The 16,115-nt window shown below is 63.5% G+C and carries 9 protein-coding genes; 5 read left to right on the top strand and 4 right to left on the bottom strand.

The genetic code is table 11. The features are described 5' to 3' along the window. Positions 1 to 63 precede the first annotated feature (63 nt). Positions 64 to 4,047, top strand: a complete 3,984-nt coding sequence (locus WG899_RS06160; protein ID WP_339594752.1) for a hybrid sensor histidine kinase/response regulator — start codon at positions 64 to 66, stop codon at positions 4,045 to 4,047. A gap of 301 nt (positions 4,048 to 4,348) precedes the next feature. Continuing rightward, positions 4,349 to 5,773, top strand: a complete 1,425-nt coding sequence (locus WG899_RS06155; RefSeq protein WP_339594751.1) for a WS/DGAT domain-containing protein — start codon at positions 4,349 to 4,351, stop codon at positions 5,771 to 5,773. Between the two features lie 44 nt (positions 5,774 to 5,817). Here the strand turns inward: WG899_RS06155 and WG899_RS06150 are convergent, their stop codons facing one another. Together WG899_RS06150 and WG899_RS06145 are read right to left on the bottom strand one after the other, a co-directional pair. Further along, entirely contained in the window at positions 5,818 to 6,591 is a 774-nt protein-coding gene (locus WG899_RS06150; protein WP_339594750.1) for a DsbC family protein, read from the bottom strand. Positions 6,592 to 6,635: 44 nt separating this feature from the next. Further along, on the bottom strand, positions 6,636 to 7,589 hold the full coding sequence (locus WG899_RS06145; protein WP_339594749.1) for a peptidylprolyl isomerase: 954 nt from the start codon (positions 7,587 to 7,589) through the stop codon (positions 6,636 to 6,638). A gap of 83 nt (positions 7,590 to 7,672) precedes the next feature. On the opposite strand from WG899_RS06145, the gene dnaE reads away from it, so the two are divergent. Next, positions 7,673 to 11,305 carry a DNA polymerase III subunit alpha gene (gene dnaE, locus WG899_RS06140; protein ID WP_339594748.1) on the top strand — a complete coding sequence of 1,211 codons (3,633 nt, stop codon included), beginning with the start codon at positions 7,673 to 7,675 and terminating at the stop codon, positions 11,303 to 11,305. Between the two features lie 248 nt (positions 11,306 to 11,553). Further along, positions 11,554 to 12,825, top strand: a complete 1,272-nt coding sequence (locus WG899_RS06135) for a patatin-like phospholipase family protein (protein WP_339594747.1) — start codon at positions 11,554 to 11,556, stop codon at positions 12,823 to 12,825. Here the strand turns inward: WG899_RS06135 and WG899_RS06130 are convergent. Beyond that, complete coding sequence (locus WG899_RS06130) at positions 12,815 to 13,120, bottom strand: ComEA family DNA-binding protein (RefSeq protein WP_339594746.1); 306 nt, start codon at positions 13,118 to 13,120, stop codon at positions 12,815 to 12,817. The genes WG899_RS06135 and WG899_RS06130 overlap by 11 nt on opposite strands. A 57-nt stretch (positions 13,121 to 13,177) precedes the next feature. Beyond that, complete coding sequence (locus tag WG899_RS06125) at positions 13,178 to 14,914, bottom strand: ABC transporter ATP-binding protein (protein ID WP_339594745.1); 1,737 nt, start codon at positions 14,912 to 14,914, stop codon at positions 13,178 to 13,180. Between the two features lie 38 nt (positions 14,915 to 14,952). Here WG899_RS06125 and WG899_RS06120 point away from each other — a divergent pair, with 38 nt between their 5' ends. Continuing rightward, the gene (locus WG899_RS06120) at positions 14,953 to 16,095 is read left to right on the top strand and encodes a glycosyltransferase (RefSeq protein WP_339594744.1); all 1,143 of its coding nucleotides are present in this window, start codon (positions 14,953 to 14,955) and stop codon (positions 16,093 to 16,095) included. The last annotated feature ends 20 nt before the right edge of the window (positions 16,096 to 16,115 follow it).

Below are 16,115 nucleotides of genomic sequence, written 5' to 3'. Positions count from 1 at the left end.
CAGCGACCGCTGATGCTTGGTTTCCTTCGCTGCCTTGGCGGTGAGCTTGCAAAGTGAGCCTCTATGCCCCGAAAGCCTCTTGCTGCAGAGTCCAAGCAATTGCGCCGCAGTTTGGCTGTGTTGTTCGGGTTTGGTTTTTTGCTGCACGGCCTGAGTGTGTGGCTGGCCCGCATCCTGGGCTTTGAATGGCATTTCCCCCATCTGGCCTTGCACGCCGGCGTCGAGGTGGCGGGCGCGATGCTGGTGCCGATGGTGGCCTATCTGCTGATACGGCTGGACGCCATCAAGCAGGGCAGCAGTAGCAACCTCCAAATCGCCGCGGCCTTGTTGGCGATGGCCTGTCTGGACGGCCTGCACGGGGTGCAAGCGGCCGGCAATACCTTTGTCTGGCTGCACAGCTTGGCCACCTTGTTGGGCGGGGGGCTGCTGGCGCTGGTCTGGCTGCCGGCGGATCGCTTTGGCCCACGGGGAGGCAAGACCTGGCCCCTGGCCTGCCTGGCGCTGGCGGCCTTGCTAGGGCTGCTGTCCTTGTTGGCGGCTGAGGATTTGCCCCGCATGCTGGTGGATGGGCAGTTCAGTACCTTGGCGGTCTTGCTGAACCGGGGCGGCGGCCTGGGCATGTTGCTGGCCGCGCTGCGCTTGCTATGGAACTATTCGCGCCAGGGGCGCTCGGCCGATTTATTGTTTGGCCTGCAATGCCTGTTGCTGGGTGCGGCGGCCGTCATGTTCGAGCAGTCCTCGCTGTGGGACCTGCCGTGGTGGACCTGGCATGGCCTGCGCTTGGCGGCTTATTTGATGGCCCTGTGGCTGGTGTTTCACAGCAAATCGACGGCCGAGCAGGACATCAGCCAGGAGCAGGCGCAGCAAAGCGGGCAGTTGCGGCGCGACAACGAGGCCTTGCTGGCCATGATCAATCAGCAAGCGATCGTGTCGGTGACCGACCGGGCCGGCCGCATCACGGCGGCCAACCCCGCTTTCAGCCGCATCAGTGGCTACAGCGAGCAAGAGTTGCTCGGGCAGAACCACCGCATCGTCAACTCCGGTGTGCAGTCGCGCGAGTTCTGGGCCGAGATGTGGGCCACCGTTGCGGCCGGCTCTGCCTGGCGCGGCGAGGTGTGCAACCGCGCCAAAGATGGCTCGTTGTACTGGGTCGATACCTTGATCGCGCCCTTCCTCGATGAGGCCGGTGGGATTGAAAAATACGTGTCGATCCGCTTCGACATCAGCACCGCGGTGCGCGCCAAGGCCGAGGCGCGCCGCAATGCGGACTTGCTCAGCGGCGCGATCGATGCGGTCGGTGGCGCCTTTGTGCTCTGTGATGCCGATGACAAGGTGGTGATGTGGAACGAGAAATATCGTGATCTGTACCCCGAGTCGGCCGAGTTGCTGGCGCAAGCAGGCATCGATTTCGAAACTCTGACCCGCCATCAGGCCCGTTGCGGCCGCTTTGCCGACGCGCGGGGTCGCGAGGAGGATTGGGTGGCCGCGCGTATGGCGCAACACCGCCGTGCCGACAGCGCCTTTGTGGTCAAGATGGACAACGAACGCTGGATTCGCGTGATCGAGCGACGCATGTCGGACGGCCACATCGTTGGCTTCCGCCTGGATGTGTCTGAGTTGATGCGCGCCACCGAGGCGGCCGAGCAGGGCTCGCGCGCCAAGAGTCAGTTTCTGGCCAATATGAGCCACGAAATCCGCACGCCGATGAATGCCATCTTGGGCATGTTGGCCTTGCTGCGCCGCACCGAGTTGACGGCGCGCCAGGCCGACTATGCGGCCAAGAGTGAGGGCGCGGCGCGTTCCTTGTTGGGCATCTTGAACGACATTCTGGACATCTCCAAGGTCGAGGCCGGCAAGATGGAGTTGGACCCGCGGCCGTTTCAGATTGACGCCTTGCTGCGCGAGGTGGCGGTGATCCTGTCCGGCAATGCCGACGCCAAAGACCTGGAGTTGTTGTTTGATATCGACCCCGATCTGCCCCCGCAGTTGCTCGGCGACGCGCTGCGTTTGCGTCAGGTCTTGATCAACCTGACCGGCAATGCGCTCAAATTCACCGAGCGCGGCGAGGTGCGCCTGACGCTGCGGGTGTTGCAGCGCAGTGCGCAGGATGTGACGCTGGAATTCAGCGTCAGCGACACCGGTATCGGCATCGCGCCGGAAAACCAAGCGCGTATCTTCAGCGGCTTTACCCAAGCCGAGGCCTCCACCACCCGGCGCTATGGTGGCACCGGCCTGGGCGTGGCGATCAGCCAGCGCTTGGTTGCCTTGATGGGCGGGGAGCTGAAGTTGCTCAGCACCTTGGGGCAGGGCAGCCGTTTCTATTTTTCAATCAGCTTGCCGCTGGTCGTGGGCGAAAGCGCCCGAGATGACTCGCGCCAACCCCAATTGGTGCTGATGCTGGACGACAACCCCGCTGCGCGCGAGCTGTTTCAGCGCATGGGGCATGGCTTGGCTTGGCAGGTGGATCAGGCCGACAGCCTGGCGCAGGCGCTGCAGCATTTGGGGCGCCGTGCCGATGCTGGCGAGCGCTATGACGCCATCTTTGTGGATTGGCCGATGCTGGGGCGGCAGGCTAGGCAAGGACTGACGCAACTGCGTGCATTGGCCCCGGCGGGTAGCACCAGCATCATCGCGCTGTTGGACGCGCAGGGCCGCGAGCTGCTGTTGCAGGCGGGTGAAGCCGACTTGGCGCGCCTGGACGGCACGCTGCTCAAACCCTTGACCGCGTCGATGCTGCTTGACGCGCTGATGGATGCGCGTGCTGGTCGCCAGACGAAGGCGGGTGCATCGAGCCGGGCGCGTGTGGGCGCCGCTGCGGAGCAGTCCCGACCGCTTGCCGGCGTGCGGCTGCTGCTGGTTGAGGACAACCCGAACAACCAGCAGGTGGCCTGCGAGTTTCTGCAGGAGGCTGGTGCCTGCGTACAGGTGGCCGACAACGGCAGTTTGGCCGTCGAGTTTTTGCGTGCCCAGCCTGATGCGGTGGACCTGGTCTTGATGGACATTCAAATGCCGGTCATGGACGGCTACACCGCCACCCGATTGATCCGCAGCGAACTGGGCTTGTTGGACCTGCCGATTGTGGCCATGACGGCCAATGCGATGGCCTCGGACCGGGCCGATTGCCTGGCCGCCGGCATGAACGAGCATGTGGGCAAGCCTTTTGAAATCGAACCCTTGCTGGCTGTGTTGCTGAGCCAGCTTCGGCCGGGTGTGGTGCGCGCTGGGGCGGAAACTGGGCGCGCTGATGAAGTCAGCTCTGAAGTTGCAGCTGGTAAGGCGCTCAGCAAGGGCGGGGCCGAGCGGGTCGGTGCCGAGGCCGGAGGTGTGGATGCAAGCAGCCCGCCCTCGCGCTTCAAGTTTGCGACCCTGGCGGTGCCTGCGGCCCTGGCTCAGCGTGCGGCGGCGCAGGGCATTGAGTTGCAGCCGGCCATGGACCGTTTCATGGGCAAGGCAGCCCTGTTCCAGCGCATGGTGCGCTCCTTCAGCGTCACTGCGCTGGCGCTGCCGGGGCAACTAGAGAGCATGCTGGCAGAGGGGCAATTGGCCGAGGCGCAGATGGCCCTGCACGGCATCAAGGGTTTGGCCGCGACCTTGGGGGCGGTCGATTTGGCGCAGTTGACCGGCGAGGGCGAGGGCATGCTCAGGCGAGGTGCCGTGCCGGGCTCCGATTGGCGCCAGGTCTTGGCCGGCCACATTCAAGCGGGCACCAAGGAGCTAGCGCATTTGGCCGACGAATTGCTGGCTTTATCCGTGGCGGCGCAGACCGCCGAGGCGCCAGCGCCTGGGGTCTCGTCGGCAGTGACGACACCTTTGGCTAACGCCAACCCGGCGGGCTTTGCTGCCGATCTCAAGGCGCTGATGGGCTTGTTGAAAGACTCCGATATGGGCGCCCTGGATGCTTTTGAGCGTTTGCGCGAGCGGCATGCGGGTCAGTGGCCTGCGGCGATGGATGCGGTGGACAGTGCCCTGGTGGGCCTGAATTTCGAGCAGGCCCTGGGCTTGCTGGCAGACGTTTTGACCCAACTGACAGAGGGGCGGCGGGGCTGAAAGGAAGGCTGGCTGATCTATCGAATCAGCCTATCGCTCCAGCTCGGGCCGGCATGTTCCATCGCCATGAATATGCGCCTGTGGCCGACTTCTGTGCTCCTCTGGCCGAGGCCATCGGGGGAACGGTTCCGTTCATCTGGCTCAAGCGAAAAACAGGCCCTCGCCACGTTCCTGGGGCTTTCCCACCTCTCCAAATGGAGGGTGTGCAAAACCAATAGCTTGGCTCGCAAAGTCAGGTCAGCTTGTTCACCGGAACTCATCATCGCGCCTGGCAGCGTGGATGATGGAAAGGTAGGCGGGCATGGATCAGCAGCAGCGGCAGCAGGTACAGGGTGAGGCAAGGATGTCGCGGCGCGACTTCTCTTGGTTTCGCATGGATGGTGATTGCAATCTGATGGTGATCAACAGCCTGTTGATGTTCGAGGGCCAACTGGATTTTCCGGCCCTGCGCGCCACCCTCGAGCAGCGACTGCCCAACTATGCGCGCTTCACCCAGGTGGTCGGTCGCAGTGCCTGGGGGCGGCCGCTGTGGCTGGCGGCCCCGGATTTCGATCTCGCTCAGCACGTCGAGTTAGACCCGGAGCAGGGCGCGCTGGATGACACCGAGTTGCATGCATTGCTCGCCAGCGAAGCACCGCGGCCTCTGGCGTCCGGACGGCCGCTCTGGCATATGCGAGTGATACGCCGCGCCGAGGGCGGCTTTGCTATTTTGTTCCGCCTGCATCACTGCATCACCGATGGCCTCGGCCTCGTCCATGTGCTCAAACATTTGACCGACGAGACCATGGCCATCGGCCAGCCACCGTCGCTGGAATGGCACCCTCAACACGCCAAGGTTTCTGCACCGTCCGGCCTGCTGTGCTCAAGGTTGCGGCGCATGCTGTTCTGGGCCCGCATCAGCGCGCAACTGGGTCGGCTGGCGCTGCTGCTGCCGGACCGGCGCAGTTCACTGAAAAAACCGCTCAGCGGCGACAAGGCCTTGGTGCAACTGCCACCCCTGAGCTTGAATCTGGTTCGCAGCATTGCCAAACGGATGAACGCGACCATCAACGATGTCTGGGTGGCGGCGGTGGCCGGTGCCCTGCGCGCCTATCTGCAGGAGCGCGGCGAGCCGGCGGCCGGGCGCTCGCTGCGGGCGGCAGTGACCTTCAATCTGCGCAACAAGGGCGACGCCTTTTTGCTGGGCAACCATTTCGGTCTGGTGGCCGTCAACCTGCCCAGCGATGTCGAACGGCCGCGGGATCGGCTACTGCAAACGAATGCCCGCATGAATGCGATCAAGGCCTCGCACCAGCCCCATGCGACGATGTTTTTCTTGACCTTGACCGGCTATTTGCCGCGCGTGCTGCAAAGCTGGGTCTTGAAACTGTTCACGGCCAAGGGCTCGGTGGTGCTGACCAATGTGGAGGGGCCGCCCGAGCCCCGTTACTTGGCCGGCAATCGTCTGCTGGATGCGATCTGTTGGGTGCCGCAGGCCGGCACCATGGGGGTGGGCTTTGCGCTGATGTCTTATGCGGGGCAAATCCAGATCAGCATGTTTGCCGACCGCAGCCAAGTCGAAGATCCGCAGCGCCTGATGGCGCTGGTGGCCGAGGCCTTCGCCTGCTTGGAGGCCGACACCCGGCTGAATGCCTTGGCCGATCAGCCGACTGAGCATGCAGGCGGGCAGCCAGCCGGGTCGGCTCCGGTGGGACTGGCCGCGCAGGCCATGCGCGCTGATGCCTGAATCGGCCTTGAGTCGGGCTTGATTCGGTTTCAGCGTGGCTGGTTTTAGCGCGTCTTGGTCGCCAGCAGCTGTTCAAGCTCGGCGGTATCCAGCCCGCCTAGCGCCATGCGGCCGCTGACCGGCACGCTGACCGGCGTGGCATTGATGTGCAGCCTCTGGCCGAGGGCCAGATTGCGGTCCATGGCGCTGCTGTCGCAAGCGGCTGCGGCCGGTGCGGCTGCTTTGCCGTCCAGCATCCAGTCGAGCCAGCTCTTGCCGGCGTCCTTGCTGCACCAGATATTGCGGCTCTTTTGCATCGAGTCGGCGGCCAGGATGGGCACCAGGAAGGTGTAGATGGTGACGTCCTTGACCTGGCGCAGATCCTTCTCCAGACGCTTGCAATAGCCGCAGTTGGGGTCGGAGAAGACCGCCAGCTTGCGCTCGCCGCTGCCTTGCTTGAGCACGATGGCGTCCTTCAGCGGCAGCGTGGCGAAGTCCACCACATTCAACTCATCTTGACGCACTTGGGTCAGATTGAGGTTCTTTTTGGTGTCCAGCAGGGCGCCCTGCATCAGGTAGTTGCCGCCGGCGTCGGTGTAGAACAGGTCTTTGCCGATGCGCACCTCAAACAAGCCCGCGAAGGGCGTTGTGCTGATCTGATCGATCTTGGGGAAGGTCGGCATGCGCTCGCCAATGCTCTTGCGAATCTGCGCCGCCTGGCTGGCCGGCGCCGGTGCGGCCGAGGCCTGGCTGGCAAACAGGCCGACCAGGGAGAGCGCCAGGCTGACGGCGCTACGGCCTAGGACGGAGGAGGGCAAGCAAGCCAATGAATTGAACATGTCCAAACTCAACAGTGGGCGAAATTCAGAAAAAGGCCGGCGGCTTATTTGGCTGCCCGCGTGGGCACGTTCAGGCCGCACAGGTCGACATGCTGATGCTGGTGCACGAACCAGCCGCCACGCGAGCGACGGCTCTGCAAGAGCTGGGGCCAGGTTTTGCCATCGGTGCGCAAGACCTGCAGCGCAGGACGCTCGGCGACGGGGATGTCCGCCAGGAGCCGCAGGCGCAGGATGCTGGTGCGCTGCTCCGCCTTGTCGTAAAAGCCCATATTGGGCCCACCGCGCTGCAGGCTGGCCAGCAGTTCGATACCCTTCAACACCCGGCCGACCACGGTGATGTTCAGGTCCAGTCCGCGCGGTGCTTGCCCGATCACCGCATAGAGTTCTGCGCCGGTGCTGGAGTCGACCGCATCGCTGCGGCCGGCGCCGACCGTGGCATAGCAGTGCGCCATCCAGGCTTGGCCGGTCTTCGGGTTGGCCGCGACCGGAAAGCCATCAACGAAGCCGGTCAGCGGCGCCCAGCCGTCCAGATCGGGCAGGCGGGCGAAATCGGCCTTGGGAATGTTCTTGAGTGGCAACGAAAACTCGGCCGGAATTTTGGCGCTGGCGCCGGCGCTCAAGGGCTTTGCCAGGCCGGCCTCATCGGCGTTCGGGTCGCCCCATTGGGCGACGAAGTTGTCCTGCACGCGCACGATGGCCAGGCCGTCGTAGAAGCCGCCCTGCGCCAGCGCACGGATATTGGCCACATGGCGGGGTGCAAAGCGCGGTGCCAGCTCGATCAAGACCTGACCCTGGGGCAGCTCCATCAGGAGGGTGTTTTCGGGGGCGAGCGGGCGCCATTCGCTGTCCGGCGACTGGGCGATCAGCTCGGCGCTGCTGAGGGTTTTGCCGGCGGCAGCGTTTGTTTTTGCGGCCGCGCTTGCGGCCAGGGCGGGGGTGCCGCTGCCTGCGATCAGCAGGGCAGCAGCCAGCCAGGAAAGGCGGGGCTTGATCAGCATCTTGGTGTCTCCTCCAGGTTCGGCAGCATAAGCGCTCTTGGTGACAGTCCTGCGGCGCGAACTTGCCTTCGTACAATGCCGCAATGGCCTTTGTACATCTGCGCACCCACACCGAGTTTTCCGTCGTCGACGGCACTTTACGCATCGAAGATGCCGCCCCGCTGGCGGCCAAAGATGGGCAGGTGGCCTGCGCCATCACCGATTTGGCCAATATGTTTGGCGGCATCAAGTTCTACAACGCGATGCGCAAAAAGGGCGTTAAGCCCATCCTGGGCGCCGATTGTTGGTTGGAGCCGGAAGGCTCCGACAAGAACCCCAGCCGCCTCTTGCTGCTGGTGCAGAACAAGCAGGGCTATCTGAATCTGTGCGAGCTGCTGTCGCGCGCCTGGATTCAAAACGTGCAGCGCAACCAGGCTTGCCTGAAATGGGAGTGGATGGCCGAACTGCATGAGGGCTTGATCTGCCTGTCGGGCGCGCAATTTGGCGGCCTGGGTCAGGCCCTGCTCAGCGGCGACAAGGCGCGCGCGCTGGATTGGACCCAGCGCTTCACCGAAATTTTCCCCGGGCGCTTTTATATCGAGCTGCAGCGCGCCGGTCTGGCGGGCCAAGAGGCCTTGGTGCAGGCCAGCGTGCCCTTTGCCGCCGAGCAGGGCTTGCCGGTGGTGGCCACACACCCGGTGCAGTTTCTGGGCCCGGATGATTTTGAGGCCCATGAAGCGCGCGTTTGCGTGGCCGAGGGCGAGACCCTGACCAACCCCAAGCGCATCAAGCGCTTTCTGCCGGGGCAGTACTTCCGCAGCCAGGCCGATATGGAGGCGCTGTTCGCCGACATCCCGTCCGCGATTGCCAACACGGTGGAAATTGCCCGCCGCTGCTCGATCAGCCTGGTGTTGGGCAAGCCGCAGCTGCCGAACTTCCCGACGCCCTTGCTGGAAGACGGCACGTCGATGCCGATGGAGCAGTACTTCCGCCAGCTGTCCTTCGAGGGGCTGGAAGACCGACTCAAGCTGCTCTTCCCCGACGAGGCCAAGCGCGACGCCGAACGGCCGCGTTATGTCGAGCGCCTGGAGTTTGAGCTGGGCACCATCATCAAGATGGGCTTCCCCGGCTACTTCTTGATCGTGGGTGACTTCATCAAGTGGGCCAAAACGCACGGCTGCCCGGTGGGCCCGGGCCGGGGTTCGGGTGCCGGCTCTCTGGTCGCTTATGTGCTCTTGATCACCGACTTGGACCCGCTTCAGTACAACCTGCTGTTCGAGCGCTTCTTGAACCCCGAGCGGGTCTCCATGCCCGACTTCGACATTGACTTCTGTCAGGGCAACCGCGACCGGGTGATCGATTACGTCAAAGACAAATACGGCCGCCCGGCGGTGAGCCAGATTGCCACCTTTGGCACCATGGCCGCCAAGGCGGCCTTGCGCGACATTGGCCGGGTGCTGGGCATGGGTTATGGCCAGGTGGACTCCATCGCCAAGCTGATCCCGGCGCCGCCCGGCAAGACGGTGACGCTGGCCAAGCTGCCGGAGAACTTTGACCCCGACAAGGAGAAGATGATCTTCGCCCGCCATGAGGCGCCCGAGATCAATGAGCGCGAGGCCCAGGAAGAAGAAGTGGCCGAGTTGCTGAAGCTGGCCGCCCGTGTGGAAGGCATGGTGCGCAATATCGGCATGCACGCCGGGGGCGTGCTGATCGCGCCGGGCAAGATCACCGACTTCTGCCCGCAGTACCAACAGCCCGGCTCCAACTCGGCAGTTAGCCAGTACGACAAGGACGATGTGGAAGCCATCGGCCTGGTGAAGTTCGACTTCTTGGGTCTGGCCACGCTGACGATTTTGGAGTTGGCCAAGGACTTCATCGTCGCCCGCTACCCGGATCAAAAGAACTTCGCCTTCGAGACCATTCCGCTCGATGACCGCAAGACCTACAAGCTGTTCTCCGAGGGCCTGACCGAGTCGGTGTTCCAGTTTGAATCCAGCGGCATGCAGCGCATGTTGAAGGACGCCAAGCCTTCGCGCTTGGAAGACCTGATCGCCCTGAACGCGCTCTATCGCCCGGGGCCTATGGACCTGATCCCCACCTTTGTGGCGCGCAAGCACGGCAAGGAAGTGGTGGAGTACCCGCACCCGCTGACCGAACCGGTGCTGGCCGAGACCTACGGCATCATGGTCTATCAGGAACAGGTGATGCAGACCGCCCAGGTGCTGGGTGGCTACAGCCTCGGCGGCGCCGACATGTTGCGCCGCGCCATGGGTAAGAAAAAGGCCGAGGAGATGGCCGAGCACCGCGCCATCTTCCGCAAGGGCGCGGCCGTCAACGGCTTGGATGAAAAGCAGGCCGACGAAGTTTTTGACTTGATGGAGAAGTTCGCGGGCTACGGCTTCAACAAGTCGCACGCCGCCGCTTACTCGCTGCTGGCCTATCACACGGGTTGGCTCAAGGTGCATTTCACGGCCGAGTTCTTCGCCGCGAACATGACCATCGAAATGGACGACACCGACAAGCTCAAGGTCTTGTTGAATGACGCCAAGCTCTTCGGCATCGACTTCGAGCCGCCCAATGTCAACCTCGGTGTGCACCGTTTTGAGCCCATCATGCCGGGCGACGGCGTGTTCCCGAACTGGGCGGCGCCGGGCACGCCCGGCGGCCGGCCCAAGCGCATCAATTACGGCCTGGGCGCCGTCAAGGGCACGGGCAAGGGCGCGATCGACTCCATCGTGGCGGTGCGCGAAAAGGGCGGACCCTTCAAGAGTTTTTATGACTTCTGCTGCCGCATCGACCGCAAGGCCTGCAACAAGCGCGTGGTCGAAGCCTTGATCAAGGCCGGCGCCTTTGACTCCTTGCAGCCGGACCGTGCGCGCCTCTTAGCCAGCGTCGCGCGCGGCTACACCCATGCGGAAACGCAAGAGGCCAATGCCGACCAAGGCGGTTTGTTCGACTTTGGCGACAGCCACGCATCCAGCACCGCGGAACCCGACTTGGTGGATGCCGCCCCCTGGACCATCAAGGAAAAGCTCAGCCTCGAGAAGACCGCCATCGGCTTCTACCTGAGCGGCCATTTGTTTGACCAAAGCGGCGAAGAAGTGCGCCGCATGGTGCGCCGCCGTGTGGCCAATGTGGAAGACGCGGCGCAGAGCCGTGAGGTGGTGATGCTGGCCGGCATCGTCAGCGACTTGCGTGTCATCAACGGCAACCGCGGCCGGGTGGCCATCTTCAAGCTGGACGACAAGAGCGATGTGATCGAGGCGGTGGCCAACGAAGAACTGCTCAATCTGCACAAAGAGCTCTTGGTCGATGACGAGCTCTTGATTCTGCAGGGCAAGGTGCAGATGGACCGCTTTGCTGGGGGCTTCCGCTTCAATGTGCAGGCGGTCTGGGATCTGGCCGCTGCGCGGGTTCGCTTTGGCAAGTATTTTTATGTGCCGGTGAAACAAAGCCTGCCGGCCTTGCAGGAGGTCATCAAACAATGGCCGCCACGCCGTTTGGAGACCGAGCAAGGTGCGGTGAATCAGGGGCTGCGCATGCAGACCCATCACTTCTTGAGTGGCGAGTATCAGGGCGCGGAGTTCAAGATCGATCTCGGCGATGAGAGCAAGTTCTGGCCTTGCGACGAAGCTCTGGCTGCTTTGGGCGTGAGCATTGGCTTGGCGCCAACGGCGGGTGCGGCAGAGGCTAAAAAAGGGCCGGTGTCGCAAATCATCTATGAAGCCGGGGCCTGATAGGGATTGATTGGGCTTGATGTGGCTTGATGTGGGCAAAAGATATCGGCGCGATTGACGCACCAGAGCTCAGCACAGATCATGAGGTTCACCGGCTTTTCGGCTTTGCTTGGCCTAGCGCTCATCAAGCGCTGAACTTGTAGGCGGGGCAAGGCCTGCTTTTTCGGCGACGAAAGGCGGGTAAATTCAACGATGATGGCAATGCCTTGAATTCAAACCACGCAGTGTCGAATCCCAACAGCCCGCCAGTGCCCTCCCAACCGTCCACGGGTCTGATCTTGACCGGTGGCGGGGCGCGCGCCGCCTATCAGGTCGGCGTCTTGGCGGCCTTGGCCCAGCTGCGTCGCGATGCGGGCTTTCAGGGCTCGACCCCGTTCCCGGTGGTGGCCGGCACTTCGGCCGGCGCCATCAATGCAGCCACCTTGGCCTGCCACGCGGATGATTTTGATGGTGCCGTCGATGGCTTGGTGCATCTGTGGCAGAACCTGCATGTGGACCAGATCTACAGTGCCGACGCCTTCGGCATCATCCGGACCGGTGCGCGGTGGTTGACGATGATGAGTCTGGGATGGGCGTTTGTGCGCTGGCGCCGGACCAGCCCCCGCAGCCTGCTGGATAACGCGCCACTTGGGCGGCTGCTGAGGCGCTGGATCCAGATGGAGCGAATCGAAGAGATGCTGGCGGCCGGCCATATGCAGGCGCTGGCCATCAGTGGCTCCAGCTACACCTCCGGCCAGCACGTCACCTTCTATCAAACGCACAAGGACTTCGAGCCCTGGCTGCGCTCGCAGCGCATTGCGGTGAAGTCTCGCTTGACGGTCGAACATCTGATGGCCTCGTCTGCCATTCCCTTCATCTTCCCGGCCGAGACTTTGGAGTTGGATGGGCAGAAAGAGTGGTTTGGTGACGGATCGATGCGCCAAAGTGCGCCGATCTCGCCGGCCATCCACCTGGGCGCAGACCGGGTGCTGGTGATCGGTGCGGGCCGCATGCATGAGCCGCCCGGCAGCCGTCGGCCGGCCCTGGTGACCGGCCATCCGAGCATGGCGCAGATTGCCGGTCATGCCTTGTCGAATATCTTTCTGGATGCGTTGGCGGTCGACGTAGAACGGCTGCAGCGCATCAACAATACCTTGTCCTTGCTGCCAACGGCCGCGCGCGAGGAAACCTCGCTGCGCCCGGTGGATGTGCTGGTGATCGCGCCGAGTCGACGCCTCGATGATTTGGCGGCCGAGCATCAAGGCAGCTTGCCGCCCACCATCAAGGGGCTGTTGCGCAGCGTCGGCGTGTCTGGCGAGGGCAAGGGGGCCAGCGGTTCCGCCCTGACCAGCTATTTGCTGTTTGAGCCTTCGTTCACCGGCGAGTTGATCAATCTGGGCATGAGTGACACGCTGGCGCGTCGCGCCGAGGTGCAGGCCTTCTTTGGTTGGCCGGCGCAAGCGCCGCAGGTCGACCCGGCCGCCATGCGGCGCCGCAAGGCGGGCTTTGCGGAGACCGTGCCGGGCCTCATCAATTCTTGAGTTCGCCCCTAGGGGCTGACGGACTTGCCGGCTCGGCATAGGCTTGGCCGGCGACGCGCAGCCCTTGCGCAGAAAGCTTGGCTGCGGTGGCCGCTCCGATGCCATGCACACGTCGGCGCAGATCGGCCCAATCCTTGAATGGCGCTTCGCTACGCGCCGTAAGCATGCGTTCCACCAGAGCCGGCCCCAGGCCGGTCAGCGATTCAAGCTCGGCGCGGCTGGCCTGATTGGCTTCCAGCAATAGCGGCTGCGCCTCGGCGGGCTGTGACCCAGCTAGCCAACAAGCCAGGGCCATCGTCGAGACTAGCAGGCAAGTTCGACGCAACACGATGACCTGCCTTCAAGAAACGATTCAATCGCCGTGCTGGGCCCGCACCATGGCCGCATAGGCGCCGTCGCGCGCGCTCAAGTCAGCGTGGGTGCCGCTTTCCAGCAGCCGGCCGCCGCCCAGCACATGGATGGTGTCGGCCGAGCGGATGGTGGACAGGCGGTGGGCGATGACGATCAGTGTCTTGCGTCCGGCCCATTGCTCCAAGGCTTGCTGCACCGCGCGTTCGCTTTCGGTATCGAGCGCCGAGGTGGCTTCGTCAAAGACCCAGATCGGCGCGTCTTTGTAGAGGGCGCGCGCAATCGCCAAGCGCTGGCGCTGGCCGCCGGACAGCTTGCTGCCGTTGGCGCCAATCATGGTGTCCAGACCCTCGGGCAGCTCGATGGCGAACTCCCACAAATTGGCGGCGCGCAGGGCGGCCTCGAGCTTGGCTTCGTCGCGCGGCTGAGCGTAGGCAATGTTGTCGGCCACCGACGCATCGAAGAGCACGATGTCTTGTGAAACGACAGCGAATTGCTGGCGCAGGCTGCTCTTGCGGATGTCTTGCACTTCCACGCCGTCGATCAGAATGCGGCCGCTGTCGGCCTGGCCGAAGCCCAGCAAGAGATGAATGATGGAACTCTTGCCCGCACCCGAGGCGCCCACCAAGGCGGTGGTGTGGCCGGCTGCAAAGTTCAGATCCAAGCCATCCAAGGCCGGGCGATCGGCGCCGGGGTATTGCAGGCGCACCTGCTGCATCTGAATCTCACCCTTGCAGGCCTTCAATTCCTGTGTGCCCTTGTCGGGCTCGACCGGCATGTCCAGCAAGCTCATGCAGCCGCGGGCGATCACCATGGCGCTGATGATGGGTTGCATCAAATCGCTCAGGTGCCGCAGGCGCGAGGTCAGCAGCAGCAAGGCGGTGACAAAAGCGGCAAAGTCGCCGACGCCGGTCTTGGCCTCGCGGGCTTGCAGCAAGGCCAGGCAAACAATCAGCGACAAACCCCAGCTGGCGACAAACTGCGACAAGGGTTGCGACAAGGCGCCTGCGGCGGCCTGCTTCAAGGAGTTGCGCTGTACCTCTTGAGCGCGTTCGGCGAAGCGGGCGCGTTCGTGGTCGGCCGCATCAAAGCTGCGCACCACTCGCCAGGCGCGGGTGACGTCATCGACCTTGTTGATCAGGTGCAATTGCGCGTCATAGGCCAAGCTGCCCATTTTGCGTACCCGGCTGTTGACGGTTCGGATCACAAAAGCCATTGCCGGGGTGGCCACCAGCGACAGCAAGGTCAGCTTCCAGTTCAGCACGATCAAATAACCGAGCATGGCGATGGCAGGGAGTCCGTCGCGCAAGACGCTGATGAAGGGGCCGCTGATCAGATTCATCACCTGCTGAGGGTCATTCACCACCTTGCTGACGGCCGTGCCGGGCTGCAAGCTGGTGAAGACGCGCGCATCGGCCTTCAGCAAGGCTTCCAGCAAGGCGCAGCGCATGTCCATCACGGTGCGTGATATCGACCAATTCAGCAGGTACTGACCCAAGAAGCCAAACAGACCGCGGACGGCGAACAGGCCGATCAAAACCACCGGCACCCACCAAACGGAGAAGGACTGGGTTTCGAAGCCTTCGCCAAACACGGTCTTGATCAGCTTGGGGATCAGCGGTTCGGTAGCGGCCACGGCGGCGTAGGACAGCAGGGTCAGCGCCAGCCCGCCGCGATACGGTTTGACAAACCTCGCCAGGCGGCGCGCCACGGGCTTGTTGTCGGAAGAATCAGTCGTCATGGCCAGGGATTGTCGCTGCAGTTTCTATACTGCATGGCATGACAGTGACAACAAAGCCCGGAGAGGCGCAGCTTCCGAAAGCTTGGCGCACCAATGGCCGCATCAAGGTGCTGCATTTCGTCACCGGCGGCTTTTCGGGTGCGACCCAGGTGGCCGTTGATTTGGCGCTGGCGGGGCTGCAGAGCGAGCGGATTGATCCGGTCTTGGTGCTGCGCCGCAAGCGCAATACCGATGCAGCTCGCGTGCAGGCGCTGCGCGACAAAGGCTTGCAGGTGTGGGTGCTGCCAGGTTGGGCGCATCTGGCGACGATCTGGGCCTTGCGCCGCTTGTGTCTGGAGCTTCAACCCGATGTGCTGCTTGCCCATGGCTTTCCTGAGCATTTGCTGGGGCGCTGGGCGGGACTGTGGGCGGGCGTCAAGCACCTGGTGCAGGTGGAGCACAACTCGCGAGAACGCTACAGCTGGTGGCGGCTCAAGCAAGCCAAGTATTTGAGCCGATACAGCGCCAAATTGGTCGGCGTGTCGGAAGGGGTGCGGAGGCACCTGGTGCAGCTGGGCATGCCGGAAGCCAAGACCTTGGCGATCCCGAATGGCATTGATTTGTCGCGTTATGCCGCGGCGGAACAGCTCGCGTTTGAGGACAGAAAGCCGGGCCTGGTCATGTCGGCGCGCTTTGCCCGCCAAAAAGATCACCTGAGTTTGATTCGGGCCTTGGCTTTGTTGAAGGCGCAGGGCCTGTCACCGCTCCTGTATTTGGCCGGGACCGGCAAGTCCAGCTATCGCCAGGCTGCGCAGGAGTTGGTGCTGCAACTGGGCTTGGGTGAACAGGTGAAGTTCCTCGGCCATCACGGCGATATGCCGGGCTTGCTGATGCGGCAACAGATCTTTGTCTTGTCGACCCACTATGAAGGCATGCCGTTGGCCTTGGTTGAGGCGATGGCGGCAGGTTGCGCTTGTGTGGCGACCTTGGTGCCCGGCGTAGAGGGTGTGCTGGAAGCGGAGGTGACGGGCTTGTTGGTGCCGGAAGCCGACGCGCAAGCCTTGGCCGATGCTTTGGCTCGGCTTTTGCGGGCCCCTGAGTTTGCCGCGGGGCTGGGCCGCAATGCACGCCAGCGCGCCTTGCAGGCGCACGGCCGGGACTTGATGACGCAGCGCTACGAGGACTTGCTGGTCTCGCTTTGATTCGCGAGCCTAAAGTCTAG

This window comes from Paucibacter hankyongi (assembly GCF_037482915.1).
Lineage (GTDB): Bacteria > Pseudomonadota > Gammaproteobacteria > Burkholderiales > Burkholderiaceae_C > Paucibacter_A > Paucibacter_A hankyongi.
Note: the sequence above shows the minus strand (reverse complement) of the source record. Positions and strands in the feature narration are given on the sequence as shown.

Excerpts from the sequence above, each read along its gene's own strand:
- WG899_RS06150 (WP_339594750.1), bottom strand. The coding sequence starts at position 6,591 with ATGTTCAATTCATTGGCTTGCTTGCCCTCCTCCGTCCTAGGCCGTAGC.
- dnaE (WP_339594748.1), top strand. The coding sequence starts at position 7,673 with ATGGCCTTTGTACATCTGCGCACCCACACCGAGTTTTCCGTCGTCGAC.
- WG899_RS06125 (WP_339594745.1), bottom strand. The coding sequence starts at position 14,914 with ATGACGACTGATTCTTCCGACAACAAGCCCGTGGCGCGCCGCCTGGCG.
- WG899_RS06130 (WP_339594746.1), bottom strand. The coding sequence starts at position 13,120 with ATGGCCCTGGCTTGTTGGCTAGCTGGGTCACAGCCCGCCGAGGCGCAG.
- WG899_RS06160 (WP_339594752.1), top strand. The coding sequence starts at position 64 with ATGCCCCGAAAGCCTCTTGCTGCAGAGTCCAAGCAATTGCGCCGCAGT.
- WG899_RS06145 (WP_339594749.1), bottom strand. The coding sequence starts at position 7,589 with ATGCTGATCAAGCCCCGCCTTTCCTGGCTGGCTGCTGCCCTGCTGATC.
- WG899_RS06155 (WP_339594751.1), top strand. The coding sequence starts at position 4,349 with ATGGATCAGCAGCAGCGGCAGCAGGTACAGGGTGAGGCAAGGATGTCG.
- WG899_RS06120 (WP_339594744.1), top strand. The coding sequence starts at position 14,953 with ATGACAGTGACAACAAAGCCCGGAGAGGCGCAGCTTCCGAAAGCTTGG.